At 58.1% G+C, this 25,840-nt stretch carries 15 protein-coding genes and 2 pseudogenes; 12 read left to right on the top strand and 5 right to left on the bottom strand.

The genetic code is table 11. The features are described 5' to 3' along the window. Positions 1-165: 165 nt before the first annotated feature. Positions 166-1,326: an aminotransferase class V-fold PLP-dependent enzyme gene (locus tag ACVISU_RS29040; RefSeq protein ID WP_456709178.1), complete on the bottom strand. Its 1,161-nt coding sequence runs from the start codon at positions 1,324-1,326 to the stop codon at positions 166-168. 206 nt (positions 1,327-1,532) lie between these two features. Between ACVISU_RS29040 and ACVISU_RS29035 the strand changes: the two genes are divergently transcribed. Both ACVISU_RS29035 and ACVISU_RS29030 read left to right on the top strand, forming a co-directional pair. Further along, complete coding sequence (locus ACVISU_RS29035) at positions 1,533-2,330, top strand: IclR family transcriptional regulator (RefSeq protein WP_456709177.1); 798 nt, start codon at positions 1,533-1,535, stop codon at positions 2,328-2,330. A gap of 694 nt (positions 2,331-3,024) precedes the next feature. Then, positions 3,025-3,219 (top strand): annotated as a pseudogene (locus tag ACVISU_RS29030) (hypothetical protein); the annotation flags it as partial. Positions 3,220-3,564: 345 nt separating this feature from the next. Here the strand turns inward: ACVISU_RS29030 and ACVISU_RS29025 are convergent. Continuing rightward, positions 3,565-4,020 carry a hypothetical protein gene (locus ACVISU_RS29025; protein WP_456709176.1) on the bottom strand — a complete coding sequence of 152 codons (456 nt, stop codon included), beginning with the start codon at positions 4,018-4,020 and terminating at the stop codon, positions 3,565-3,567. 2,967 nt (positions 4,021-6,987) lie between these two features. Between ACVISU_RS29025 and ACVISU_RS29020 the strand changes: the two genes are divergently transcribed. The 3 genes from ACVISU_RS29020 (at position 6,988) to ACVISU_RS29010 (ending at position 9,666) form a co-directional block, all read left to right on the top strand. Further along, complete coding sequence (locus ACVISU_RS29020; protein WP_456709175.1) at positions 6,988-7,263, top strand: DNA -binding domain-containing protein; 276 nt, start codon at positions 6,988-6,990, stop codon at positions 7,261-7,263. A gap of 526 nt (positions 7,264-7,789) precedes the next feature. Further along, the gene (locus ACVISU_RS29015; RefSeq protein ID WP_456709174.1) at positions 7,790-8,428 is read left to right on the top strand and encodes a hypothetical protein; all 639 of its coding nucleotides are present in this window, start codon (positions 7,790-7,792) and stop codon (positions 8,426-8,428) included. 116 nt (positions 8,429-8,544) lie between these two features. Continuing rightward, positions 8,545-9,666, top strand: coding sequence for a type III polyketide synthase (locus tag ACVISU_RS29010; protein WP_456709173.1), 1,122 nt, complete (start codon positions 8,545-8,547; stop codon positions 9,664-9,666). Positions 9,667-9,881: 215 nt separating this feature from the next. On the opposite strand, the gene ACVISU_RS29005 is transcribed toward ACVISU_RS29010, so the two are convergent. Beyond that, positions 9,882-10,151 (bottom strand): hypothetical protein, encoded by a 270-nt coding sequence (locus tag ACVISU_RS29005; protein ID WP_456709172.1) that lies wholly within the window; start codon positions 10,149-10,151, stop codon positions 9,882-9,884. Between the two features lie 340 nt (positions 10,152-10,491). Between ACVISU_RS29005 and ACVISU_RS29000 the strand changes: the two genes are divergently transcribed. The 4 genes from ACVISU_RS29000 to ACVISU_RS28985 all read left to right on the top strand — a co-directional run bounded on the left by ACVISU_RS29000 (position 10,492) and on the right by ACVISU_RS28985 (position 13,717). Next, positions 10,492-11,886: a hypothetical protein gene (locus ACVISU_RS29000; RefSeq protein WP_456709171.1), complete on the top strand. Its 1,395-nt coding sequence runs from the start codon at positions 10,492-10,494 to the stop codon at positions 11,884-11,886. Between the two features lie 96 nt (positions 11,887-11,982). Further along, entirely contained in the window at positions 11,983-12,216 is a 234-nt protein-coding gene (locus ACVISU_RS28995; RefSeq protein WP_456709170.1) for a hypothetical protein, read from the top strand. Between the two features lie 331 nt (positions 12,217-12,547). Then, positions 12,548-12,982: an SET domain-containing protein gene (locus tag ACVISU_RS28990; RefSeq protein WP_456709169.1), complete on the top strand. Its 435-nt coding sequence runs from the start codon at positions 12,548-12,550 to the stop codon at positions 12,980-12,982. A gap of 321 nt (positions 12,983-13,303) precedes the next feature. Continuing rightward, positions 13,304-13,717: a hypothetical protein gene (locus tag ACVISU_RS28985; RefSeq protein ID WP_456709168.1), complete on the top strand. Its 414-nt coding sequence runs from the start codon at positions 13,304-13,306 to the stop codon at positions 13,715-13,717. 2,191 nt (positions 13,718-15,908) lie between these two features. Here ACVISU_RS28985 and ACVISU_RS28980 read toward each other — a convergent pair. Continuing rightward, positions 15,909-19,307 (bottom strand): autotransporter domain-containing protein, encoded by a 3,399-nt coding sequence (locus ACVISU_RS28980; RefSeq protein WP_456709167.1) that lies wholly within the window; start codon positions 19,305-19,307, stop codon positions 15,909-15,911. Between the two features lie 1,662 nt (positions 19,308-20,969). Here ACVISU_RS28980 and ACVISU_RS28975 point away from each other — a divergent pair. The 3 genes and pseudogenes from ACVISU_RS28975 to ACVISU_RS28965 form a co-directional block, all read left to right on the top strand. After that, positions 20,970-21,176 (top strand): hypothetical protein, encoded by a 207-nt coding sequence (locus ACVISU_RS28975; RefSeq protein ID WP_456709166.1) that lies wholly within the window; start codon positions 20,970-20,972, stop codon positions 21,174-21,176. A gap of 286 nt (positions 21,177-21,462) precedes the next feature. Beyond that, positions 21,463-21,756 carry a helix-turn-helix transcriptional regulator gene (locus tag ACVISU_RS28970; protein ID WP_456709165.1) on the top strand — a complete coding sequence of 98 codons (294 nt, stop codon included), beginning with the start codon at positions 21,463-21,465 and terminating at the stop codon, positions 21,754-21,756. Continuing rightward, positions 21,753-22,838, top strand: a pseudogene (locus ACVISU_RS28965) (type II toxin-antitoxin system HipA family toxin); the annotation flags it as partial. The gene ACVISU_RS28970 and the pseudogene ACVISU_RS28965, both read left to right, overlap by 4 nt. Here the strand turns inward: ACVISU_RS28965 and ACVISU_RS28960 are convergent. Further along, the gene (locus ACVISU_RS28960; protein WP_456709164.1) at positions 22,821-25,790 is read right to left on the bottom strand and encodes an autotransporter outer membrane beta-barrel domain-containing protein; all 2,970 of its coding nucleotides are present in this window, start codon (positions 25,788-25,790) and stop codon (positions 22,821-22,823) included. The pseudogene ACVISU_RS28965 and the gene ACVISU_RS28960 overlap by 18 nt on opposite strands. Between the last annotated feature and the right edge of the window lie 50 nt (positions 25,791-25,840).

The raw sequence follows: 25,840 nt of genomic DNA, 5'->3' as shown, positions 1-25,840 counted from the left end.
ATGGTCGCTCATCGTGCACGTTGTGCCGGTACTAATCGACCGCGTCAGCTGAATGCACGATCTCTCCTTCAGCGTATCGGCAAGCGCAAAGCCATGATCTTCGCTTTGGCTCGATCAGGCCGTCCGCCTCGAGCGCTTTTTCTCGAACTGCTCCCATGCCTAAACCTACGCAGCCTTGAATGACTTTTTTGACAGCCGTCCGCGGATAAAATGCACTAAGCGATCCACATCGTCGATCGTGTTGAACATGCCGAACGATATACGGATGCCGTCGCGCTCTGGGGAAACACGCACGCCATTCTCTTCGAAGAAGCTAAGCCATTCTGTCGCAGGAAGACCGATGACGTAGATATGAGGCGAGCGATGTTGCCGCTGACGCGGACCGATGAGACTGACGCCGAGTTCGTCCAGCTGGGCGAGCAGATGATCACCTAAATCGAAGCAATGATTCTGAATGTTCTTCACCCCGATCTGCTCGATCATGTCGAGCGAGGCTCCGAGCGCATGAATTGCAGGAAGGTTGAAGTTGCCTAACTCGAAGCGTCGCGCGGTGGGAGACGACGCCAAACGATCGGGACGAGCGATAAGGTCGTCAGGAATTTCCGCCAAACTGGCAGCTGCAAGATAGGCGGGCTCCAGCTCCTTCAGGGTTTGGTCCCAATAGAGCAATCCGAGACCTTGAGGGACGAGCAATCCCTTGTGACTTCCACAGCCCACGAAGGTCGCCTGGATGGCCTTCACATCGATCGGAACGACCCCGATTGCCTGCATGACGTCGACAACGAAGTAGAGCTTCTTATCCGCGCAAAGAGCGCCGATACTCTCGATATCGAAGCGATGTCCTGCGTGGAAGGTCACGTGCGACAGCGAAATCGCGCGAGTCGTATCTTCGATGTAAGGAAGAAAAGCCTCGGCGTTTACGACATTCGTCATGGGAAGGAAGTCGATCCGGACCCCCTTCTTCTTCAAATTGAGGAAAGCATAGGTGTTGTTTGGATGATCGCCATGGATCATCAAAACGCTATCGCCGGCTCGCAGAGGCAACGCGTTCGCCGCGATGTTCATGCTTTCCGATGTGTTCTTGGTAAAGGCAATTTCGTCGGCCGACACCCCTAGGAAACGGGCTACTTTGGCACGCGTTTGCTCAACCCGGTCGAGCCACACGCCTTTCGGCCCGGCGCTCTCCAGGCCTTCACGAAGAAAGGTTTCGATGGCGGCCATTACGGGACGCGCGAGCGGCGCCTGAAAACCGGAGTCGAGGTAGACCATCGTTTCGGCTGCAGGGAACTCCTTGCGGACAGCTTCCACGTCGTAATGACGAGACATTCCCACTCCCCTTCAAAACGCTTCGACCATATTGCCAAATTTGCTGGGCTTGATCGCCATACCGAGCCTGTGCAGCGCACAAAAACCGATCAACGACCGACGACGCCAACGATATGAGCAAACCTAAGCCTGATCCAGGTGGCTTTTCATATTTCAGTAGCAATAGTTCCGAAAAATGATAATTTTCTTCGACCGGGGAGATTAGGATGGCCGACCAAAAAAAGACTGCTGGGCCCCTCGACCGAGCTTTCGCGATAGTTGGCCATGTCGCTCACCAGACAAAGGCCGTCTCGGTCGTTGAGATCGCGAGCGCCCTTTCGTTACCCGTTCCGACGGCGCATCGACTTGTCGGAAACCTGGAAGAACGCGGCCTTCTTCAGAAAGCGCTTGGATCGAAGCGCTACGTGGTAGGCAATCAGTTGGTGATGCTGTCCGCCAGAGTCATCGGCGCGGCTTTTCGCACGGCGCGACGCCATGCGGTGCTGCGCGCGGTTGCTGGCGAGATCGGCGAACAGTGCGAGATCGGTGTCGTGCGCGACAATCTCGTCACTTACGTTGACAGCGTACGCGTGTCCCAACCACAGGGGCTTCAATTCAATCCCGGCGAGGCGGCTCCACTTCACTGCACCTCGACGGGAAAGATCTACATGAGCCGACTGCCCAAGAGGCCGCGCGAAAAGCTATGCCGCTCACTCGCTCTGACCCAGTACACTGATAACACCATCGTGGATTGCGAGACGCTTCTGAAAATTCTCGAGGAGACGCGCCATCATGGATGGGCCAAGACCAATGAGGAATACGTGAAAGGCGTGGTCGGCTGTGCGGTCCCTATCGTTTCTCCGGACCGGGAGCTGATAGCCTGTCTTGGCGTCTCGGTGCCCGCGGCGCGAGTCAGCTTCGCAGAGCTTGACCGGTTCATTCCCCCACTCCAAAGAGCGGCCGTGCTCCTATCGCAAACCATTCTTCAAACCGACAGCGAGGATGAAACGCTTGAGGCTACTTGAGTTAAAGGATCCCTCGGCTTCGCACCTTCTGGTCGGCCCGGATCTACCTGTTCTCTCTGGCGGGCTCAATCCTAAGGGGACCGCGACTACGCTGTCTTCAGCACTGAAAGTTAGCGGCGACGTGACGACGCGCCCGTCGGTATCGGCCGAGCAGACACCGTCCTTTCCTCATGTCACGCGCCGCTAACCTCAGTGGCCAGCCACGGCCTCAACTTGCGATGGTAGCCATGCCTGAGGGAGGGAGGTCCTCCAGGCACGCCCAAGAACCTGCATTCTTCGTGCCAGCCGGTAGTAGCGGGTTCGCTGTGCTTTTGTGTTAGCTTTGGCGATTTTCCGACATGGTCAGGTCCCGATCCCTGCACTCAGGCCTGTCCACAGCGCGTCAATATCGATGTTGTCGTCTAGGTAAATATTGACTGCGGACGCGAACCCTCGCCGCCAGCCCTCACAAGATGAAAAGCGCTTCGGTTACCGTCATCGGCGTGGTTTTCGTTCCGCTCCTTGATTGGACCGGCTTCTACGTCGGCATCGAATGCCGGCGGCGGTTCAGCGCATCGATGCTGGGACATGGTCAACGCCGCGGATCTGATCTTCTTAGAAGCTCCAACGCCAATCTCGCTTTTCATTGAGTCGCCTTTGCTCCGCCCCGGCTACTCACCAACGTCGATCGCGCTCCCGCTTCGATAGGCCGAAGATTGGCGCTGAATTGTTGGTGCCTGCTCATAAGCTCAAGAAATCGCCGAAGAACGCGCGGAAGATGCCGCACACCGAGGCCGATATTGAGGCGCTCGCGGCCAGCATCGCCGCCCGCGGCCTGCTGCAGAACCTTGTGGTGGGGCCGGAGATCGACGGGAGCAAACCGACCGGCTCTCATCCCGTAAACATCGGAGCCCTCCGCGCGAAAGGCTTGGCGCGATGCGTCGCGTGAATAGAACATGAGGCGGCCTGCCCAATCAACACGCGTCCCTCGCGAAGATGCCGCGCAGTACCGATGGCGACTGCGGGCGGACTATCGTTGCGGAAGGTCCAGTGCCGCTAGACCGCGCCGTTGAGCAGTTCCTAGGAACCGTCCGATCGCCAGTTGAGCCTGCGCGTGAGGACATTAACGGCCGCGCCCATATGCTTGGCGGGCTTTCTTTCCTCAAGGATCGCAAGAAGCCAATGCCCCTCAGGGGTCTATGACATGCCACCTAGAAAGGCAGAATGGTTGCTGCCGGAACATCGGGCGAACAGTCTATTGTTGGGCAAGGAGTCTGTCGAGCGCGCGAGTGAGTTCATCCACTTCGACGTCATCGTCGCACGACTCGGTCGAGATACTTGCAACACTCTCGTCATCGCTATCGCTGGTGTCCCGTGCTTTAGAAAGGTACAGTTCGGGTTTATTTGCACGCTGCCATTTACCGTCAGCATTCCTAGTCCACTTATCGGGACGCTGGGCAGGATCAAGCACCATATTGGCTTCATCCACCTCAACAAACCCCATCGCCGCGAGGCGGGATTGCGCTTCCAGACTGACCGGAGTGGAATTGATCAATGGTCGCTCGCCATCGAGCCGAAGTTGATATTCCAGCAGAATATCCCCTGCGTTGTCGACAAGCGGATGACTAACCCGAAGAGCTGTGGTGGATGTGATTTCAGTTCGCCCAGGAAACAGGTCCCGCCACTTTTCGCCTTCGAATACCTCATTCATGCAAAATCCGGCTTCTGTTCTTAGAAGCCCAACGCTTTCGTTGCCTAACTCATAGCTGAAATATCGCGCGTCGTGTGTATGTCTTCTCGCTGTACCGGAACCTTCAGCGAGACTCGCTGTGCGCGCAGCTTTTGAGGATACGAAAGGCGAGTACTCCTGTGAATTCGCGGCGATATGTTTGATTTCAGCGCTATGAAACTCCCTCATTTTTTTCTTGAATTGAGACCGTGTGATCTCGATGACAGGAGGTCGGTGAGTGAGGAAGTACGACGGTGCTGCCGCCGCAGACGAACTAGCGTTCGGATTCGGCGTCGACTGAATGCCTGCAAGCACGTCTACGAACCTGGGGGCATCTGTAACAGGTTGCGCGGTACTGCTTAGAGGTTGATCGATCTCATTAACCTCCGTTGCATACGAGAGCGATCCGAGACTCGACGAGCTGATAGTCCGGTTATGCATGGTAAGTCGTACTCTTATGCGCGGCGTTCTTGTCGCATGGAGCCGTTCCGAGCCCGGCCGCAAACAACGAGTTGAGACTGTACAATATGACGCGACGCACGATTCAAGCCCCTGCAGTGGTTGGTTGCGTGAAAACCTGCGGCTCAACCCTGAGCGCCGTCAGTCGTCGGTGGCGGTAACCGTCGATCCTCGAGCATCTTTGATTGGTTCTCCGGCGCTCAGGATGCGCCATTGATAGGGCTCCTCCTCCCACATACGGTCGGAGACAACCCAGATCCACTCCTCGAACGGCGAGACGACGAATGCAACGAAACAACGGATATGCCCGAAGTCAGAGTTAGTGCCGACCGCGCAGGCGCGGAAGAACTCCGCTCAGCGCAGTGCTTGAGTGACTTTTTGTCGCGTCGACGATTCTCCTCTGAAATCGTTGCGGTTTTCGCGATTTCGTAATTGAAGGGCCGACCGCTCGATACGCACTCGAACAAATGCAGTTCGTCCCCGATCGTCACTACGGCGTCCAAGTTTCTGGGCGAACCGATAATCGCCTTCTGTCCTCACGTTCAGTGAGGGTAGCTAACCAGCTCCCTCAAGGAACAGCAGCTGGACGCAGGATTTAACCGCCGACGAGCCGCTCATCGCACGAATCGGGATCAGAACATTCGCTAAATTGATGGTTCTCGATCAGGCTGATCCGCATGGCGAGATGTACCGGACAAGGCTCGATGATGGTTGAACGGGGCTATAGGCAACGAGAAGGCATTTTCCTCGGAGATGGTACAGTAGCTCAGGATGGTTTGTCAGGAGCGAGGAAAGGCGGTTGCGCGCATAAGGCACGCACAAGACGGGGCAACCGGGTCGCCGCGTTGATGGTCGCCTGGCTGCACCGAGCCGCCTGCCTCAGGCCGCGCAAGTTCGAGCAGTATCCCTCACGGCCATGGCTACGAACCGATATCGGCTTGCCCGATAACACTGGACAATCGGCGGCCGGTCGTGCTGACGAGATGAGACTGAGGTACGGGGGATGGTTTTAGCTCCTACAATTGGCTGGCAACTAATTTCGTAACTGCGCAGAAATATTCAGTCGGCCTGATCGCAAGTCTGAAAATCGTCAGCCTAACAACGTTGCTGTATGGGCGGAAGGGATCGCTTCTTCGTCGCTGTGAACGACGTTACACCTGCTTGTCCCAATCATCAGGATATAGTTGAGTACCGCACTGGGTCACACCGATCACATTGGAAATTGGGCAATTGGCATTGCGCAGCGGGTTCTCTCATCTCTGAATGGTCGCGTAGCTCGGCCTTCGCGCTTGTCCTCCAAAGCAGGCTAGGTTGAGCTCGTTTTGCTCTGGCAGAGGGAATGGGCGGATGGAGTAAAGGCACGCCGATATGCGATAAGAAATTTCGGTTCGTGCCTTTCCAACGGCGACCCGCAGCAGTCGCATCGATAGTTGTCGGCTCGCGACAGGCACGTGTACCGCTCCGATTCGGCGCGTTCGTATGCGGCACCGCATCGACACGTAACATCACAGATCAGCATCGGGCGGCCTACAAGAAAGTTGGGGCCAGACTAAATGGTGGCGCTTTCAATTCCAAGCGCTTTCATATACTCGTCACTTCGTACGAAGCGGACAAACGCGCATGCGCTCAGCAAGTGAATTCCTTAATATGTTGCAGTTCTACGCGCCATGCCCGCAGGCTAACAGCGTGTTTCGTACGTTGCGCTAGACGTCAACTCACTTGAATTGGTGCAATCACGATACAATGCACGATCGCACATCCAGCGATCTGTCCCGTACGGCGAGTTGCCGAGCCTGAACGGATCAACGCGACTGAGCACCCTGCAGCCCCTGACTGGTCGCGATGCGACGGCGGCCGCTCTGACCACGGAGATCCGCTCGCTCTTCAGAGCGGTCGCATCTCCTTCGCATTGCTGTAGCAGCCTGCGCGCAGCGCACCAGCCGCGACAGACTCGCGGCGGCCCTTTGCATCACCAGATTTCAGACCAGAATTGAGAGCCATGATGGCAAAACAATCGCGTCGATTTGCCGGGCGCAAATTTGATAGCTCACGCGCTCGCGAACCTCTCGGCACTGCCCGCAAGTATCGCGTTCGCTTTGCGATCGCCCACCAGTATTTCCATCAACTTGAGCAAAATTGACCGCATGTCGTTCTCGGCAATGCTGCGACGATCATTTCTGCCGGGTCGGCGCCGACACGGCGCCATACCTAGCCCACCAGTTTCACTCCGCTTTTCGTTGTTATCCCCAGCCTCGAGAATCATCACATGTATCCACAAGCTCATGATCGATGGCATGCCAAACCGGCCATTCAGTGCAGTGATAATAGGGGCGTAGCAGTGAAGCGTTTCAGATGTCGTTGCGTAAAGCGCATCACCTGATGTGCCTCATGCGTCACCAAAACTATTCCACAATCGGAGGATACTGCGACTTCGCACCAAGCGCGCGACGATCCCCTCGTTGCCCCTAAAGCTGCCCGGGAGACCTTTCAGTGCAGGAACCGCTGCTCGATTTGACCGTCGATGACATTGCACCATCGGGTGCGAGCCTGACCGTCTATGACGAGGAGCATTTGGCCACATACTGGCGGCTGCTTGACGCTGAAGCTGAGGGTGCAGATTGGCGCGAGGTAGCGCGCGTTGTTCTTCACGTTGACCCTGCTCACGACTGGGATCGGGCGCGTCGCGCTTTTGACAGCCATCTCGCTCGGGCAAAGTGGATAGCAGATGACGGTTATCGGCAGCTTCGCAGTGACGCTCGCGACTAGACGAGTGGATCACCTAGCAACCCATGACGCGTCAAGCCGGCTGAACCGCAATGTCGGCCTTTAAAGAGCCAGACTCAATCAATTGAGCTCCAATAAGAACAACAATCACCGTCCCTGGGTGCGCCCTCGCACGGATGGGAATGCCTTTACTGTGAGCCCTTGCGGCCTGCACTAGGCACCTGCTCCGGCGGCGTTGCGGATAACTGGTTCCTGACAGGCTCACGGTCGTGCTGGCATCGCCAAATACTTGGCGACGACCCGAGCCGATTTCGTCCGACATGTCAGCTACGCGAAATCCCGGCACTGTATCCGACGCCTGCCAGGCGTATCGACGATGGCAACGCGGCTTGCCGCGACGAACCCATATGAGTCCGCACATAAGAAGACGAGCCATTCATTCGCAGAGGCGGACACATTATTTCCAGTCACCTACCAACCTTATGAATTGATCAAGAAGACAGCCACATGGCATGCATCCGGTCTGTGAACCTCTCAAGAACGTTGACCCCGGATTGGGTCGAGAAGAATGAAACGGCTGCTCCTGGGCACGATAGCCATCGTCTTGCTGGCCGCAGCTGTCGCCGGTCTGGCCGCGCGACTCTGCGAGCGAAGCGGTTCTGATGTCGGTCTCAATCGCGGCGATGGCTGTCGATGCTGGGAATTCGTCAACGCCGGAGATGTGGTCCGTACGCCACCTCCTGCCCTGACGTGTCCTGGTGCAACAGGAAGTCCGCTCGGCGGCGAAATCGGCTTCCGCTGGCAGATCGCCAACTCGGTGTTTGGAATCGCGATGAACGGCAACTGCGCCAGTCCCAAGGGCTCAAACGCTAAACTCATTCTGCCGGGCCTTCGGGATGAACGCAAAACTGCTACCCGCAACCCCGTTAAGGATCCGCTCGGTCACGCCTGGAATGATGTCCTCCTGGATGCAAAAGGCGCCACTGCGGTCGTCATCAATAAATATCAGACCTGCGACCTTGCGACTCCGCTGCTGCCCGTCAACGGCAGCGACGGCCAACAGGGCGGTGCAGCAGGCGTGGACATAAAGTCTTCTTTTCTTCCCACTTGGCCGTCAGCGCTGAGTACGACTGCGTGCTCATGGGCCCTCCGATTGTTGGCTTTTGCACAACCGGAATCGCAGGCATTCCAACGAGCGGCTCAGTAGGAACTGCCCGCGTTGGGCAGAACATCAACGTCGGCTTGGTCCACGTGCACTAACGGCAGGATGTCGCGGGGGTCCTTGTTTGGTGTGAATTCCATGTCGAGCGATAAGAGGCACTGATGTCCAGAATTTTGGCTGTTGGGACGGCTTTGCCACCGTTTCGGTTCTCTCAGACCGACCTCAAGGCTTTAGCGGGTCACCACTTCGTATCCAGAATGGAGAAGCTGAAGAGATATCTCACCGTATTCGATCATGCGCTAGTCGATCAGCGGTTCTTTTGTGTTACGCCCGAATGGCTTCTCCGCGAGCATCGCATAAGTGAAACCAACCAGGTATATTTGGATTGGGCGAAGGAGCTCGCGTGCAAAGCGACCGTGCTCTGTCTCGACCGGGCTCGGGTTAAGCCCGAGCAAGTCGATCGGGTCTTGTTCGTCTCGACGACAGGGATAGCGACTCCTAGTCTCGACGTGGACCTGATCTTCAAAGTCGGGCTGCGACCAGACGTGGGACGGACACCGATTTTTGGCCTCGGATGCGCTGGGGGAGCATCGGGAGTTAATTTAGCAGGAGCCCTTTGCCGAGCAACCAACGAACGTATTCTCCTCGTTGCGGTGGAGCTGACCTCCCTTACATTCCAACCGAATGATCTCACGCCAAAGAACGTTGTCGCCTCAAGCCTCTTTGGAGATGGCGCTGCCGCGTTATTAATCGGGCCAGCTGAATGCGGTACTGGCAAGCTGGATATCGTGAGAAGTACGAGTTTGCTTCACCCGGACTCGACTTCTCTAATGGGCTGGCATTTTGGCGACTCGGGATTTGAAGTCGTGGTCTCCGAGCGCATTCCGTCGATGATTAGCGAATTGATGCCACGTGCAATGAGCTCGTTGCTCGCGGAGGCTGGCGTCCTTCCTGGCCAAGTAAGGAGCTTTATCTTTCATCCTGGCGGAAGAAAAGTGTTGGAAGTTTGTGAGCGGGGCCTTGGCAGGTCCTCTGAGAGCTTTTTTTCCAGCTATGAGACACTTCGCCTTCATGGAAATATGTCGAGCGCAACTGTGCTATTCGTGCTGGAACACGTGCTAGCGCATGAGGAGCAAGCGGCTGGATCATACGGTATCTTAGGCGCCTTCGGGCCAGGCTTCTCAGCCGAACTGACGCTACTGAAATGGGCTGATACGGAAGCAGCACAGCCAAAGCCCGTCCACCTCGAGCCGACGGGCAACCAATTGCAGCGGTCTGCCTAGTCGTGATCGGCATCACTAAACTGTTCGCTTGGTGCTGTCGAGCGCTCGCGCGCCCGAGATGCTGCCGCTGGTCAGGTCTGCTCAACGGCACCCAGCAGCGTCCGCGAGACCCCTTGCAGTTACAGCATCGCTCCTGAACCGCCCTGGCTGTCCCCTGTTAGGTAACCTCAGACGCCGATTTGATCAATTTCGAATCTTCGTCACGGTTTAGTCGCTCATGCACCGCCCTGATGGGCCTTGAAGACCGGAAAGCGCTTTTGCTCGATTTTCAGGTACTCGCCCGTTCGATGGATGACGCCTTGCGAGTACAATAATTCAAGCCCGCTCCTGGCGACACGCAACATGTCGCACATCACGTCCACCCACACATCAGTCGTATGCAGAAATTTCTGCACTGTCCGCACCGCGACACGTGCCAAGATTGCCGGATCCGATTCATCCTTTGCGGCCAGAGTCCAGGCCTTCTCGGCAAAGCATGACTTCAACGAACAGGTCCGCCTCAGTTTAGGCACCATCCGGTCGGCATCGTCAGAGCACATCCCAACTCAGTACACACTTCATTTGGGACGATTTTGTAGGTCCCATGATGCTACTCAAAATAGAACCTGTTCGTGCCGGCTCCTACTCAGCCGAGCCAGTGTTCCCGAAAAATGCAATCCGGCATCCTTGGCGCGTCCCTCTGGTGAGTGTGGCAGCGGGCTGGCCAATTTGGCTCTCTCTTAAGTCTCTAAGTGCGTCAGCTTGTCGACAGCTGAACCTAATAGAGCGAGAACAGAGAGTGACACTATCTGCTCGGGATTGCGACCGACTCAACCGGGAAGTGACATGGACCCATTTAACAGCATCAACCCATTCAACCAAGATCGCGCTGCTCACAACGCCGCGGAGCCACAACCGCAGCAGCAGCAAGCGGAGTTTGAGCCGTACTTGGATGAAGTGCAGCAGCTTGATCCCCGTGCCGTCGCAAGGGTTCCTGTTTCACCAGATCACTACTATCCTCGTTTGTTCGACGAAGACCGTAGAGTCACCGAGGCGTTGGAACTTGTGCACCATAGGGCCCAAGGTCCTCATCCCGAAGACGCAGTTGCCAGACGCCTCGGGGGTGCCGCCGCGCAGCACAGCGCGCCGCGAGAAGCTCTAAGTTGGCCGAAGGAGCTGACTGCGGAACATCACGATCAGGATCCGCTGCGAGGGATGATGGGCGAAGCCATCCCAGCACCGTCTCTCAACCCAACCGCGCGCGATCACCAGGCGTCGGATCCCGGAGAAGCCGTTCGTCACTTCAACTGGAGCGACGGTTACCAGCCGGCTGCGAATGAACAGACGCGGAGCGCCTCCCATTCAAGTCACGCGGCCCTCATGGGTGAGGATTTGAGCGGGCAGTTGAGTCCTGCGAAGAGGCAGAGGACGCTAAGCCATGCGGAACTGGATGCTATTGAGCGCCAGCTGAGCGAGCCGGGCAATTCAATGGCTCGTGTGCTGATGGAAAGCACCGGCGCACCGTCGCCTTTCGGGCCAGCGGTCGGTTCGCCATTGGTCCTTGCTGAGGAAGGTTGCGATCAGGATCAGCTGTGGGTGATGGCGGAAGACGCCGGCCCATCATCGTCAACCGCGCGCCATCAGCAGCCCCTGGATTTAGGAGCGGTCGTTCGTCCCTTCAACTTCCGGCAGGGCGACCAGCACGCGTCGGCTGCGCTTGACGGTAGCAGCATCCCGCCGAGCCAGGACAGCCGACCCAACAGTTTCGTGGTTCACACTGACCGCTACACCGCGCTGTTCGTGCCCGCGGCGACGATGAGGCGAAGCAGCCCACTCAATCCGCCAGGCGCTGCCATGCGTCCCGGCTTTCGACCGGAAGGCGTTCCGCACCCCAGTGCGCAGCCGGAGAATCGGGCCTCGCAAGCGCAGCTTGGACGGTCGACGGAAAACGCCGCTCCGGCGTCCTCCAAAACTGAGACGACGTCCCCCGCGGTCCGCGAGATTTATGCTGCATCATGGGCCGTTCCCGAGGGCTTTTCCCACGGCACCCAACCCGCCCCGGGCACGATGCTCTCGAAGCTCGGCCGCTGGGGCCTCTTGCCGGACGCGGCGCAGCCGGAAAAACAGTACGACATTCGTGGCGAGCGCTACACCGCCCTCTTGGGCCCGGGAGGGCCCAATGACGTTCGGCTCATCCATCACCCCACGAATGGAGACGCCGACGGACACTCCCGACGCTAGGAGCCCGTCCAGATAGCTCTGGTATCGGGCTTGTTCATGGACGATAGCTCGCTCCAACGACTCTTACGAGCTTGGCGACCTTTGTGGGCGATGTAGATGAGCGCTACCCGTCCCGATGAACTTGCGCGCATCATCGCACAACGACTCCTCGTTCAGCCGAACGGCTATCACCTCTTATTATTGAAGAGCCGGCCGCCAAAGCTGCGAAGAAAAACCTACGGTGTTCTTGACGGCACGTTTGGCGGCATTGCCCTTTGTAAGGCCCTGCTCAAGCCCCGAAATAAAGGAAGCATCCTCGGAGTAAAGAGGCTGCTTCCTGCGTTCCATTGAAACCCCGGTCGACTGAACTGTTGACAACTGATGACGGCGGGCCTGGTGGTCCATCACCCCCAGATGCGCATCCTTGTCGTGGCCTTGCATAGCTCCTCTGGCCAACGCCGTGTGCGGCGTCGTCGATCCGCATCGAGTCTATCAGTGCCGTATCTTCGGGATCAGCAATAGCCGGGATCCGACAGCAGTAGCACCGAAAACAATACAGAGATCGAAGAAAATCGAAATTGTGGCGGAGGCGCGATTAAACAGCCCTCCCAATTCTTGGAGGAGATTTGCGGGACTTAGGTCAGTTAGCTTGCTGGGTGTTAGTCACCTTTGGAGAATTTCAGTGTTGATTGTTGAAACCATTTTGAAGCCAGACCGCTTTGGCGGCATCGGACTTTTCTCTGCTAATTTTTTACCTAAAGGCACATTAGTTTGGATTCATAATCCAGTCGTTGACATTGCCGTGACGCCTCAACAGTACGAAGCCTTACCTCCAACATTTCAAGCTTTACTTGACAAGCATGCCTATCCAAGAGACCGCGATGTTGATGATGGTGTTGTAGAGTACAATGCTGACAATGCCCGTTTCATGAATCACAGCAGTCAGCCAAACACATATCAAGGGGATCATTGCCGAATTTTCACAGCCCGCAACGTACAACCCGATGAAGAACTGACTTGCGATTACTCGTCTTTCGATCCACGGTGCGACTTATCGTGGGTTAAAGAGCTGGCGCCGAATCCTGGAGCCGGAAGGCGCCTGGCAGCGTTGGATTGAGTCTGCGGTCTGGCGACGTTGATTCCGTCGGCAAATTTACACCGGGCAGAGTTTCGGCAGCGGCGTCTCCATCGAGACGACGCGAGTTGAAGATCATCGTGAGCACGGTCTTGTTCGACGTCCTTGGACGCGCACGAAAGCGCCTTCGATGACGTTGGTAACCCCCGACGTGTAGTTCACTACATCTGTAGTACCAACTTAAGGCTTCGTTACTAATTCGCTTTTTTACTCGCTAATGTCCGCAACGCGTCCTGGCAGCGAAAACACTGGGCTGCTGTTACGATTCCCCCGTGGGTCTTTAAAGGAATTGGTGCGGCGTTCATGCAGAAGCATATCGTGGGAGCCGGACGCTGCTGTCCCGAATGCCTCGACGACTTGATTGACGAGAGCAGCCCGGTTCGCGTGATCGACGTATTTGTCGATGCGCTCGGTTTGGCTGAGATAGGTTTTGAGGTTGCGGAGCCGGCGGCGGTTGGCCGTCGTACCATCCCTCCGTGCTCATCAAGCTTTACCTTACGGCTATCTAGACCGGGTGCAGTCGGGCCGGCGGCTGGAACGAGAGGCCGGGCGCAATGTCGACGTGATGTGGCTGCTGGTTCGGCTCGCCCCCGATCACAGACGATTGCGGACTTCCGCAAGGACGACGGCCTGGCGTTGCGCAAGGGGTTTGCGAGCTTCGTCAAACTCTGCCAAAAAACAGGTCTTCTGGCGGCGGCCAGCCGTCGCCATCGATAGTAGCAATTTCAAGGCCGCGAACAACCCGAACAGAAACTTCACGCACGCGAAGATGGAGCGACGGCGTGCTCTGTTGGAGGAGAGCGGCGCGCTACTTGAGCCAAATTGACACGGCCGAAGCCAGGAGCCGACAAGCCGCCGACCCACGAAGGTGACGAGGCTTACCCACAAGCTCACAAAAGCTGAAGGAAGGAAATGGACATGCTTGCTTTCTGCGAGAAGCAAATGCTTGCTTCACCAAGTGACGTGCCACTGAAGTTTGATCCAACAGCGGTCAGGTGCGCCAAGTGGCTGCAGTGAGACTGAAGTTTGGACCACCGAGAACTAGAGTTTTGCGCCTTGGTGCAGCGAGACCGAACTTTGGACCACCCAGAACTAGAGTTTTGCGCCTTGGTCACGTTGGCGGGCTGGTTGCGCCGACGTGGTTTTGCAGCAAAATCGACGGTCGATTGCCAATCGCTCGTGAGCGGCAGGTCCGCCATGGCAGCCACCGCACTTTATTGGCATCGGCGAGGCGTTGATGTGGAGCTTCGAGTGCAAACTCGGCGCTCCCCCCACCTCATTCCGACCGAGAAGGCCGAGCCGAGGTAGAGGAAACAGCATGACGAGGAGATCGTCGCATCCTTGCCGGGAGTGAAAAGGATCATCCTCGCCGCGCTGCTCACAGAGCCCTTCGATGCCCCGCAGCAACGTGCCTACGCCGCCTTGCGCGGTTGACAGGAGTCGCGCCAGTCACCAAGCGCTCGGGTAAGAGCTGCCTTGGATCAGATGGCAAGCTCCGTGCTTTTTGTCTTTGTTCCTGCACAGTGAGGTTTGGCATGCGAGCTGCTGAGAGGCTCATCGGCTTGGCTGTTTATCCTCGCGCGTCTCCATACAGGCCAAGCTTGGCGTAGAAAACTCAGCGCGGGTGGTTGCTCCAGACACCCGCGCGGCTTTTCCCATTACCCCCGGGCCGCGGCTTAGCCAAAGACGCTGTGGAAACCATTCCATGAACGTGAAGCCTTCCGAACGTGGCGAGTATCTGCGCCCGTTGCCAAACTAGCGCCTTGACCTTGTTTTCCACCAGCGCCTCGTGCTGTAGCTGGCGGCATAACGCTTCGGTCGCGACCCGGGTAGTATTCGTATTTTGTCGGCCTTCAGCTCGACACTTTTTGCAACCTCGCCGCCAAACCATTCTACGGCAAAGGCGACGAAGCGGCACGCCGCAGATGCGCGGTACAATCTATAATGTCTGACGAGCTCACATCGCGCTGCGTTCGCACACTGAGCCTCTTTCGACACTTAATGTAAGCGGTTTAACGTGCGAGCTGCTCGATGAACCAACAGCGTTTTCGTGCAAGATCGCGGGACCAAACCGGCTCGGAAGCACAACGCATAGCCACCCCCTAAGACTAGCGAAGCGGCCGACCGCGTTGAGCGACACCTCACTTCGCGTGGACAGTTGGAAAAGAGTCACTTCGAGGTCACGGCCCAAGGGTTGACTTCGAAGTTTAATCCGCCTGGAGACGAGGTTATCTCAACGCCGTATTGGACGATGGTTCGCATGGTGCCGCCGGCCTATTCCGGGCGGCACGCCGCAAGGGGCTCCAGCCGCTGCCGCTGCTTTTCCAGAGTTCGTCCGCAGCGCGCGAGCGTTTCTCCGGAGCCTCGACCTTGGCCAGGATGGCCGAACCCGTTGCGCGTACTCGCTCCCGGCTTTGTCCAGCGCTCCCTGCCCCGAAGCCATTGACTTGTCGCGCCGGTCGCGACCCGTTGCGTCGAGGTTTCCTTCCCGCAGGCGCTCGGTCCTTCGGCCCCAATGTTCCTTGTAATTCAGCTGGGACCTCCGGCTCACGCTCGGTGATCATGCGAGCGCTTCGCTTCACCGGCTTTGCGGGAGACTTTTCCCGCCGACGCCTGTTTGCGCCTGCGCCGCGTCGGCCCGAAAAATCGCACTGCCGGCGGAGCGGCCGCTCGAGCCCACCCGACGCTTGAGGCGCTTAAGACGATGTCGGATAGATCGTCAGCGTTGATAAAAACGCTGCTTGCCCTCGAGCGAGTTCGCTCCGAGATCCCGCGTAGACGCCAGCAACGGCGTTCAGGCAGGCTGACCTCGATCGGCGGCGCCAAGTTCTTGTCGACGAGATGTGGACGGAAATCAACGTGATCTCATTGCTGTGCAGCACGCGGGCCAAAATGCATTGCGTGCGTATTAGAACTTCACGTTGAAGGTGGCATTCAGTCCGTTCTGGGTGATGCCTGAACCGAACTGCCCCTGGTAGGCGATGCCAAGGGTGCTGTTGTTCGAAAGCTGGAAGTCCAGACCGGATTCGACGAGTGCCACGTCCTTGCCAATGGATAGGCCTGAAGCTGCAAATGGGCTGGATCCAGCAGCAAAGCTGGCGGTCGACAGCGGAATGAGGTCACCTATGGCATGACGCCAGCCAATATCGGCTCGCGCAGTCGTGGCGGTTTGGCCAACTTGAAAACGGGTGGTCGCGTAAACGCCGAGCGTGGAGAGCGTCGTATCCATCGTGTCAGCGCGAACACTAAGCGCCGCTCCGTTCAATCCCCTCTCGCTAAAGCTGTCCGTCGCCGCACGAACATGGGCGAGATTGGCATAGGGCTCGATGACGGAAGACTTGCCGAGATCGATTTTGTAACCCAGTTCTCCAAAGATCTGGAACGTGCCTGCCTTGTAATCCGAGATCAAGTTGTCGTTGAAGCCCGGGAACCGAACGTTGCGGCTCATCTCAAGATCGTGCCATGTATAGGCAAGGCCTGAGCGGAAGGCGATGGCCCCTTCGGGCACGGCCCACTCGGTGCCGGCATAGGTCCCGAACGTGTAATTGTCGCTGCGGCCTGACGAGGAAGCAGCGCCAACCTTGAAAGTGGAACGGCTATAGCCCGCAAGGACACCGACGCGCCAGTCATCAAAGACCGGCGTGTCGATACCGGTCATGAGGCCGCTGATGGTGGATCTGGTGCTCGCACCATTGCTATCGCCCGATTGGGTCGTCCATCCGCCAAAGGCGGAAGCCCACGCCGCATAACCTTGCAGGTCATAAGAGGGCAGGTCAGAAGAAGCCGGGCCGACCAGGCCTGTGGCAGAGGCAGAATTGCCGCGCGACCTCTTCTGCTCAGGACCATACCCCATCACCGCCATGCCTGAGGTTGACGCGCCGCCAAACGCTTGTTCGAGACGGTTGTAGACTGCCGAACGCGCATAATAGCTGTCATTGACACGTCTGCCATGCTCCGAGGCATAGATGGACGGGGAAATTTTACGCAGCCCAGATGTCACCGCCGTGCCGTCCGGCGCGGAAAAGTCGAGCGCCGCGAGAAGCGGGTGCAGCCCTACAGCCGCGTTGCCAGCCACTCGATCGAGCGCCGCGCCCACCTGGCGGCTGTTGGCATCGGCTCCATAACGCGAATAGGCACCGGATGGGCGGGAGAGTGTCAAGGCGTAGGTGTTGCCGCCTTGAGCCGTTGCACTCGCCAGCAACGTTGGCGATTGCAGGGCTGTCGTCACGTTCGCGAACGAGCCTGTGAGATTTGTTGCATTCAGCCACTGATCGGAGGAGACGTTAAAACCGCTACCATACCAGCCGCGCTGCGGGGTGATCGTGAGCGTACCGTCGACCGTTGCATTTCCGTTCACGATGAGGCGGCTGAACCCGCCAGCATCGTTTACGGCGACCTGCAAGCGACCGGTCGAGGTTTGCAGATAGTCGCCATACACTTTGATGCTGTTGTCCAGACCGCTGATGAGGGGCGCGACAGCACCGCTGTTGGTGAAGCGACCATTAGCATTGAGCAGATAACTGCCGTTACCGGACAGGGTTGCACCTTGCGCGACACTTGCGTCGTACAGCTCGTGATTGCCAGTCAATGTCGCGGCGCCACCGGCGAACTGCAGCGAAAGATTGTTGCGTCCAACGATATTACCGTCATAGCGGGCTGCAAAGCTTGCGTCCGACTGTTGCGTTGAGTGACCGCTCGCGTCAGGCGTCAAACCGAACGTTAATTTGGTCAGACGCGGAGCACCGTTCTCGTCAAGCTGGTTGTAGTCAGACAGGATGTCCCCTGACAACGCAGAGCCACGCATCACATTGATCTCGCCGACGTAACCATTGTTCGACATGTACATCGCAGCATGACTGCCAGCCAGGCGACCGGTCAGATCGAACTTGCTGACGAGCGGACCTGCGATCTCGTTCAGCATCGGGGCCGCGTTATCGCCAATCGTGCGGATATACGAGCCACGATATTCATCGTCATTGCCCAACACATTGTTGCCAAAGTCGAAACTTGCCGCGATGCCATGCTCGCCGAGAGCCTGCACGTCCCCGCGTTGAGTCAGTGTGTGATCCTTACCATAGGCGAACATGACACCGCGCCCATAAGCGCCGTCGGCGTATACGCGGGTTCCGGGCGGAATTGTGATCTGATTGTATTCGCCGTCGACGCGGATGCCGGCGCCCCCCGCTCCTTTCGAAAGCAGGTCGGCGCGCTGGACCACAGTGTTGCCGCTGCCATAGACGTGCAATCCCAGTCCGAGCGTAGCTGTGTTGTATGTATTTGGCAGATAGGCGGTACCCTCAGCACTGCGAGCGAAGAAGGGATTGTCGTTGACCAGATTCTGGCCGTTTCCGTAGATGGAGAACCCGAACAAATTGCGCCGATCGATAGTGTAACCTATATCTTGAAACGCGGCGATCTCCGCCTCCATCAGGACGGTGTAGTTCTGGTATCTCTGATGGCTCATCGTGCCGTTCTTAAGCTCGCTATGCCCAGCGAAGGGTGCATCCAGCTGGCCGTCCTCAGTCATCACTCGCACCGGAATACCTGGCATGGCACCGGCCAGCACTTCGCTCACTTGCTTCCCGACGAAATAGCCCCGATCGCGGCGCAGGTCGAAAACGTCCTTAGCTGGCAGGTTCACGCACAGCGAGCAATAGATCGTCTGTCCAGGCTTGGCTTGTTTGCCGTTGTCGTCGTGCAAATGCTCCGTCCAGGCGTTTAACTTTTCAGGGAAATGCGCTGATAGCGCCCCGTCGGGATATCGTTCATAGCTGATGGTGCTGAGCATACCGTGCCCATGGCCGAGCTCGTGGATCACAACGGGTGTAAGACCAATCTCTGGAGTCCTTGGCAATTGCGAAGGAATGTATGCTTCGGACGAAAACCCCATCTGGCCGATTGTAATCATGCCGTGTGCGCCGTATTGCAGCTCGCCCGGCTCCTGCCCCGTGAGTGCCGCCTGAACCTTGGCGACGCCACTAGGAGACGTATCACTATAGGCAAATGCGTTGCGCTCGCTATCCCCACCGATGTTGACAATGGCCGGCAATTGCCCCGGAACAACCTTGATGATTTCCGCCCAATACCGAATCGCCGCCAGTGAATGATCTATTTCTGATTGTGGCAAGCTCCGCGTTGAACGCGTATCACCTTCCGCGTAAGGGCCATCGCCGGGACCAAATATCCGCGCCCGCATGAAGGGCATGCCATTCGGGTCCATGACGTCGTAGGTTTCAACCGCTCTACTGGGGGATTCCAGCAAGGCACTGGCCGCAAGCACGATGGTCGCAATTGTCTTCGTCTTCATTTACGAATTCTGTTCGATGTCTTGATTGCCGGCGTGCTTCGCCGTTCAACTTCGAGCGCGCGTGCACGCAGATGCGCCCGCGAAGCGCAGCCGTCATTGATCGGACATCGGCCTTGCGCCTTCGTAGCCAGAGTCTGACGGTAGAACTTCAATTCAAGAGGAAGGCTAAGTCAGCCTTGATAAAGTCAAGTCAACTCACAAGCATGTCCCTCATTGCTCGTGGCTTTGATTTCAACTTCCTCAAGCTCAAACTGGGGCACTTCACGCTTGCCATTGCGATCCGCCGAGCCGTGCCTGAGCGAATATGACCGCCTGATGCTTCGCGGCCGTCCGATGCCTGGCGCTGGCGATGTCGATCGTTTTATGGGCCCCGTCAACAATGCGACCTCCTATTGTCTTTTGATCGCAGACAGATCCTGCATTCTGCATCGCAGACAGATCCTGCATTCTGCAGCGCCAATCCCGACAAAGCAGTCGGCTGCACGCAACTAACAAGCAGCGGAGCAAAAGCCGGGCCAAATCGCCTGATGCGTTCGCCGTGCGCAACCAGATGAACGCAGCAACGCCGCGCGGTGGCCCTTCTGCGTGAAAGCAGGCGATGCCTGTTCGTCGCCCGCCAATGTTGTCGCAAACTCGCCATTGCACGGGAGCAAAACGACTGCGCCGCCCGACAATTGCCGCGCGCCTTGTTCATCTTTGCTGGCGATCGCCGTGACCGGTTCAAGGTTTGATTGAGGGCAAGACGCAAGCATTTTTGTTGCACCCATCGTCGTAAGCCATCGTCCTGCCATGCGTCAGGCAGATGTAGAGCAGCGGGACGCGAGCCCGGCCACCTCACGCTAGACGACGTGTAGAGCAACTGAAATGCAGCGTGCGCGACCTGGCTGCTCAAAATGCTCAGGACAGCGATCGCGCCTCAGACGGATCCAGGATGGTCAAGCAATTTACGCAGGAGACGCCGGAGCCCGTCCTCGTTCCGGCAGAACGCTTGACCGGCCGCGCCGTGAGGGGAGCAACCATCGGCAATATTCTCGAATTCTACGACTTCGGAACCTATAGCTGTTCGCGATCCAGATCGGTCATCCATTGTTTCCGGCAAGCGACCCGTTCGCCAGCCTCATGCTGTCGTTCGCAACCTTCGGCGCTGGTTTTGTGACCAGTCCGATCGGGGCCATCGTGCTCGGCTCGTACTCGGATCGGGCCGGCCGCCGATCCGCGATGAGCGCCAGCTTTACCTTGATGAGCGTCGCCGTCCTCGGACTGCACTTACGCCCTCGTACGAGACAATAAGAATTGCCGCTCAGCTGCTGGTCATTTTCGCGCGTTTAGTGCGGGGTTTCGCGCTGGGCGGTGAGGTTGGTCCAACAACCGCCTGATGGAAGCGGCCCCAGCCGAAACGCGCGGTCATGCTGTGTCGTTTCAGTCAACCAATCATCAGGTCGCTGCAACAGCCGGAGGAGCGCTTGTTGGAGGAATACTCTCCCTCAGCATGACAAGCGAGGCACTCAATGCGTATGGATGGCGGGTCGCGCTCGTGCTTGGTGCCGCTATGCTGCCGTTCGGATTTTGGCTGCGGAGCGCGCCAGCCGAAACGTTGCACCGCCCTGAGGCGCCGGCTCTGGTCATCCAGACTGTAACGAGATCGCCTGGTGCTCGCGCATCATGAGCTTCGGATTTGTCATCTTGGCCAGCTGTACGATCATTACTTATGTCACGGGAGTGGGCGAGCGCAGGATCGAGGCCTTCGCGTCCGAGTTCGATCCGCAACCTTTCCATCTGGATGGAGAACTCGCGAAGGGCACGCTGTTCGGCGGCTGGCACACCGCGGCGCTCACGATGCGGCTTCTCGTCGATGGGGCCTGCCCATAACCGGAGGGCTGATCGGCGCAGCGTCGAGTTCGAATGGCCGCGTCTCCCCGGCCAGGCGATGTGCTGCATGTCGACAGCGAAATCGTCGATCCTCCCGCGCGTGCGCATTCTGGCGACTGCGCCCTTTAGTACGTCGGAGCTGAAAGCGTTGGCCAACCGCTCCGGTCAAGCTCGGTATGAGTTTTAAGTCATGTTTGCGAATTATGAATTAAAACTAATATCCCCGGGATATGGCGTAAAACTCATGCTTGGACTATATTTCTTAAAACTCATACAGGGTACCGGCATGATTTTGAAGACAATCAGCGACGCAGGGCTGGCCGTCCGGGAAGCCCGTCATCGGCGGAAGCTGACCCAGAAGCAACTTGCCCAGATGCTGGGGACAACCCAAGAGTGGATTTCGCAGTTCGAGACCGGCCGCCTGGAGAACCCGAGCCTCGGAACGGTGCTCAACGCCTTCGCCACGTTGGGGATCGACTTGAATATCGACAGCTTGCCGGGGTCCGCCCGGAACGACGACTTGGACACCGGTGATCTCGCCCTCGACAAGCCGAGCTTCCTCAAGGGGCGGCGGCGATGAGCAAATTCATGAACGTCCTGATGGGCGGCGTCCCGATCGGACGTCTCGAGCAGATGGACACCGGTGTCCTCGCCATCGAGTACGCCGATCGTTGGCTTGCGGCCGACAGGGTCCAGATTCCGCTTTCGATGTCCCTGCCTCTCGCCGCCAAGAAGCACTCCGGCGCGAAGGTGGCCAACTATCTCTGGAATCTGCTTCCGGACAACGACCGGACCCTGCAGAAATGGGGACAGATCTACGGCGTGTCGCCAAACAGCGCGTTCGCTCTGCTGTCGAAAGTCGGAGAGGACTGCGCGGGCGCGATCCAGATCGTCACCGACGAGTGGATGGCCGCCAACGCGGATTCGCCCGGGGAGGTCCAGTGGATCGACGAGGCGGAGGTCGCGAGCCGCCTCAAGCGCCTGCGCGAGGAGAGGACCTGGACAGGACGCCGCGAGGGCGACCGGGGGCATTTCAGTCTCGCCGGCGCGCAGCCGAAGATGGCCTTGCTGTTCGACGGAAAGCGCTGGGGCGTACCGAGCGGCCGCCGGGCGACCACGCACATCCTCAAGCCGCCGATGCCTCACCTTCGAGGCACGACCGAGAACGAGTACGCGTGCCTGCGTCTCGCGAACCACGTCGGAATCACGGCGGCCGAAGTGAAGGTCGGGACGTTTGGCGAAGAGGTCGCGATCGTCGTCACCCGGTACGACCGCGAGATCGACAAGGACGGCGTCGTCAGACGATTCCACCAGGAAGACATGTGCCAGGCGCTCGGCGTGCATCCCGCCGTCAAGTACCAGAGCGAGGGCGGACCCTCGATCGAGCAGATCTCCAACGACGTGCTGCGCTACGCCACCGATCCGGAGGCGGACAGGGCGGCGTTCGCTGACATGATCGCCTTCAATTTCCTGGTCCTCGGTACCGACGCGCACGCGAAGAACTTCTCCGTCATCCACCTCCCGGGGCGGCGGATGTTTCTTGCGCCGCTCTACGACGTCCTGAGCTTCGTGCCTTATGACGACGACGAACATCAGCGGCGGCGGCTGCGCATGGCGATGAAGATCGGCGGCTACTACAAGCTCTCAGAAGTTCTGCCGCGGCATTGGAGACGCCAGGCGGAATTGATGAAAATGGATCCCGACGAGATGATCGCGCGATTGGTGGCCCTTGGCGAGAAGATTCCCGACGCGCTGAGCGACGTCGTGAAGGAGGCGAGGATCGAGGGCCTGAAAGAGCCGGTGCTCGACACGATGCTGGACGGAATCTCGGCGCGCGGCAAAGCGATTGTGCAACAATACTCGGCGTGAACGCGCTGCGCCCGCAAGCGTCGACGACGTCGGCGCGATGCCGATGGACGCCGTCCGGACGCTGAAATCCGATGACCGAATGATCGTTAAATCCTGCGGGGCTACCGCGGCCCAATCCGATCGATCAACTACGCATCGGCTGGAACGCGCATCCGCATGCGTGCCTGCCTTATAATCCGAGATCAAGTTGTCGTTGAAGCCCGGGAACCGAACGTTGCGGCTCATCTCAAGATCGTGCCATGTATAGGCAAGGCCTGAGCGGAAGGCGATGGCCCCTTCGGGCACGGTCCACTCGGTGCCGGCATAGGTCCCGAACGTGTAATTGTCGCTGCGGCCTGACGAGGAAGCAGCGCCAACCTTGAAAGTGGAACGGCTATAGCCCGCAAGGACACCGACGCGCCAGTCATCAAAGACCGGCGTGTCGATACCGGTCATGAGGCCGCTGATGGTGGATCTGGTGCTCGCACCATTGCTATCGCCCGATTGGGTCGTCCATCCGCCAAAGGCGGAAGCCCACGCCGCATAACGTTGCAGGTCATAAGAGGGCAGGTCAGAAGAAGCCGGGCCGACCAGGCCTGTGGCAGAGGCAGAATTGCCGCGCGACCTCTTCTGCTCAGGACCATACCCCATCACCGCCATGCCTGAGGTTGACGCGCCGCCAAACGCTTGTTCAAGACGGTTGTAGACTGCCGAACGCGCATAATAGCTGTCATTGACACGTCTGCCATGCTCCGAGGCATAGATGGACGGGGAAATTTGACGCAGCCCAGATGTCACCGCCGTGCCGTCCGGCGCGGAAAAGTCGAGCGCCGCGAGAAGCGGGTGCAGCCCTACAGCCGCGTTGCCAGCCACTCGATCGAGCGCCGCGCCCACCTGGCGGCTGTTGGCATCGGCTCCATAACGCGAATAGGCACCGGATGGGCGGGAGAGTGTCAAGGCGTAGGTGTTGCCGCCTTGAGCCGTTGCACTCGCCAGCAACGTTGGCGATTGCAGGGCTGTCGTCACGTTCGCGAACGAGCCTGTGAGATTTGTTGCATTCAGCCACTGATCGGAGGAGACGTTAAAACCGCTACCATACCAGCCGCGCTGCGGGGTGATCGTGAGCGTACCGTCGACCGTTGCATTTCCGTTCACGATGAGGCGGCTGAACCCGCCAGCATCGTTTACGGCGACCTGCAAGCGACCGGTCGAGGTTTGCAGATAGTCGCCATACACTTTGATGCTGTTGTCCAGACCGCTGATGAGGGGCGCGACAGCACCGCTGTTGGTGAAGCGACCATTAGCATTGAGCAGATAACTGCCGTTACCGGACAGGGTTGCACCTTGCGCGACACTTGCGTCGTACAGCTCGTGATTGCCAGTCAATGTCGCGGCGCCGCCGGCGAACTGCAGCGAAAGATTGTTGCGTCCAACGATATTACCGTGGTAGCGGGTTGCAAAATTTGCGTCGGGCTCCTGCGTTGAGTGACCGTTCGCATCAGGCGTCAAACCGAACGTTAATTTGGTCAGACGCGGAGCACCGTTCTCGTCAAGCTGGTTGTAGTCAGACAGGATGTCCCCTGACAACGCAGAGCCACGCATCACATTGATCTCGCCGACGTAACCATTGTTCGACATGTACATCGCAGCATGACTGCCGGCCAGGCGACCGGTCAGATCGAACTTGCTGACGAGCGGACCTGCGATCTCGTTCAGCATCGGGGCCGCGTTATCGCCAATCGTGCGGATATACGAGCCACGATATTCATCGTCATTGCCCAACACATTGTTGCCAAAGTCGAAACTTGCCGCGATGCCATGCTCGCCGAGAGCCTGCACGTCCCCGCGTTGAGTCAGTGTGTGATCCTTACCATAGGCGAACATGACACCGCGCCCATAAGCGCCGTCGGCGTATACGCGGGTTCCGGGCGGAATTGTGATCTGATTGTATTCGCCGTCGACGCGGATGCCGGCGCCCCCCGCTCCTTTCGAAAGCAGGTCGGCGCGCTGGACCACAGTGTTGCCGCTGCCATAGACGTGCAATCCCAGTCCGAGCGTAGCTGTGTTGTATGTATTTGGCAGATAGGCGGTACCCTCAGCACTGCGAGCGAAGAAGGGATTGTCGTTGACCAGATTCTGGCCGTTTCCGTAGATGGAGAACCCGAACAAATTGCGCCGATCGATAGTGTAACCTATATCTTGAAACGCGGCGATCTCCGCCTCCATCAGGACGGTGTAGTTCTGGTATCTCTGATGGCTCATCGTGCCGTTCTTAAGCTCGCTATGCCCAGCGAAGGGTGCATCCAGCTGGCCGTCCTCAGTCATCACTCGCACCGGAATACCTGGCATGGCACCGGCCAGCACTTCGCTCACTTGCTTCCCGACGAAATAGCCCCGATCGCGGCGCAGGTCGAAAACGTCCTTAGCTGGCAGGTTCACGCACAGCGAGCAATAGATCGTCTGTCCAGGCTTGGCTTGTTTGCCGTTGTCGTCATATAAATGGTTAGTCCAGGCATTTATCGCTTTAGGGAAGTACGGTGATATCGGCTCGGTGGGCCAACCATCATAGCCGTCAATGGTACCGGCCATTCCCAGCTGATGAGCGAGCTCATGAATCATAACAGGGGCCAGGCCGATCTTCGGCGTCATTGGCAATTGCGAAGGAATGTATGCTTCGGATGAAAATCCCATTTCGCCGATCGCAATCATACCATGTGCGCCATGGTTCAACTCGCCCGGATTCTGACCGGTGACTGCCGCCTGCACCTTGTTCTCACCATCAGGCGACCACTGGACTGAGGCCCATGCCGTGTTGC

It is taken from the genome of Bradyrhizobium sp. USDA 4452 (assembly GCF_054063575.1).
The sequence above is the reverse complement of the archived record's forward strand: the minus strand, read 5'-3'. Positions and strand labels throughout refer to the sequence as shown.

What these genes read in the sequence shown, in the direction of transcription:
- ACVISU_RS29040 (WP_456709178.1), bottom strand. Translation starts at nt 1,326, where the DNA reads ATGTCTCGTCATTACGACGTGGAAGCTGTCCGCAAGGAGTTCCCTGCA.
- ACVISU_RS29035 (WP_456709177.1), top strand. Translation starts at nt 1,533, where the DNA reads ATGGCCGACCAAAAAAAGACTGCTGGGCCCCTCGACCGAGCTTTCGCG.
- ACVISU_RS29025 (WP_456709176.1), bottom strand. Translation starts at nt 4,020, where the DNA reads ATGAATGAGGTATTCGAAGGCGAAAAGTGGCGGGACCTGTTTCCTGGG.
- ACVISU_RS29015 (WP_456709174.1), top strand. Translation starts at nt 7,790, where the DNA reads ATGAAACGGCTGCTCCTGGGCACGATAGCCATCGTCTTGCTGGCCGCA.
- ACVISU_RS29010 (WP_456709173.1), top strand. Translation starts at nt 8,545, where the DNA reads ATGTCCAGAATTTTGGCTGTTGGGACGGCTTTGCCACCGTTTCGGTTC.
- ACVISU_RS29000 (WP_456709171.1), top strand. Translation starts at nt 10,492, where the DNA reads ATGGACCCATTTAACAGCATCAACCCATTCAACCAAGATCGCGCTGCT.
- ACVISU_RS28995 (WP_456709170.1), top strand. Translation starts at nt 11,983, where the DNA reads ATGAGCGCTACCCGTCCCGATGAACTTGCGCGCATCATCGCACAACGA.
- ACVISU_RS28985 (WP_456709168.1), top strand. Translation starts at nt 13,304, where the DNA reads ATGCAGAAGCATATCGTGGGAGCCGGACGCTGCTGTCCCGAATGCCTC.
- ACVISU_RS28980 (WP_456709167.1), bottom strand. Translation starts at nt 19,307, where the DNA reads ATGAAGACGAAGACAATTGCGACCATCGTGCTTGCGGCCAGTGCCTTG.
- ACVISU_RS28975 (WP_456709166.1), top strand. Translation starts at nt 20,970, where the DNA reads ATGAGCTTCGGATTTGTCATCTTGGCCAGCTGTACGATCATTACTTAT.
- ACVISU_RS28970 (WP_456709165.1), top strand. Translation starts at nt 21,463, where the DNA reads ATGATTTTGAAGACAATCAGCGACGCAGGGCTGGCCGTCCGGGAAGCC.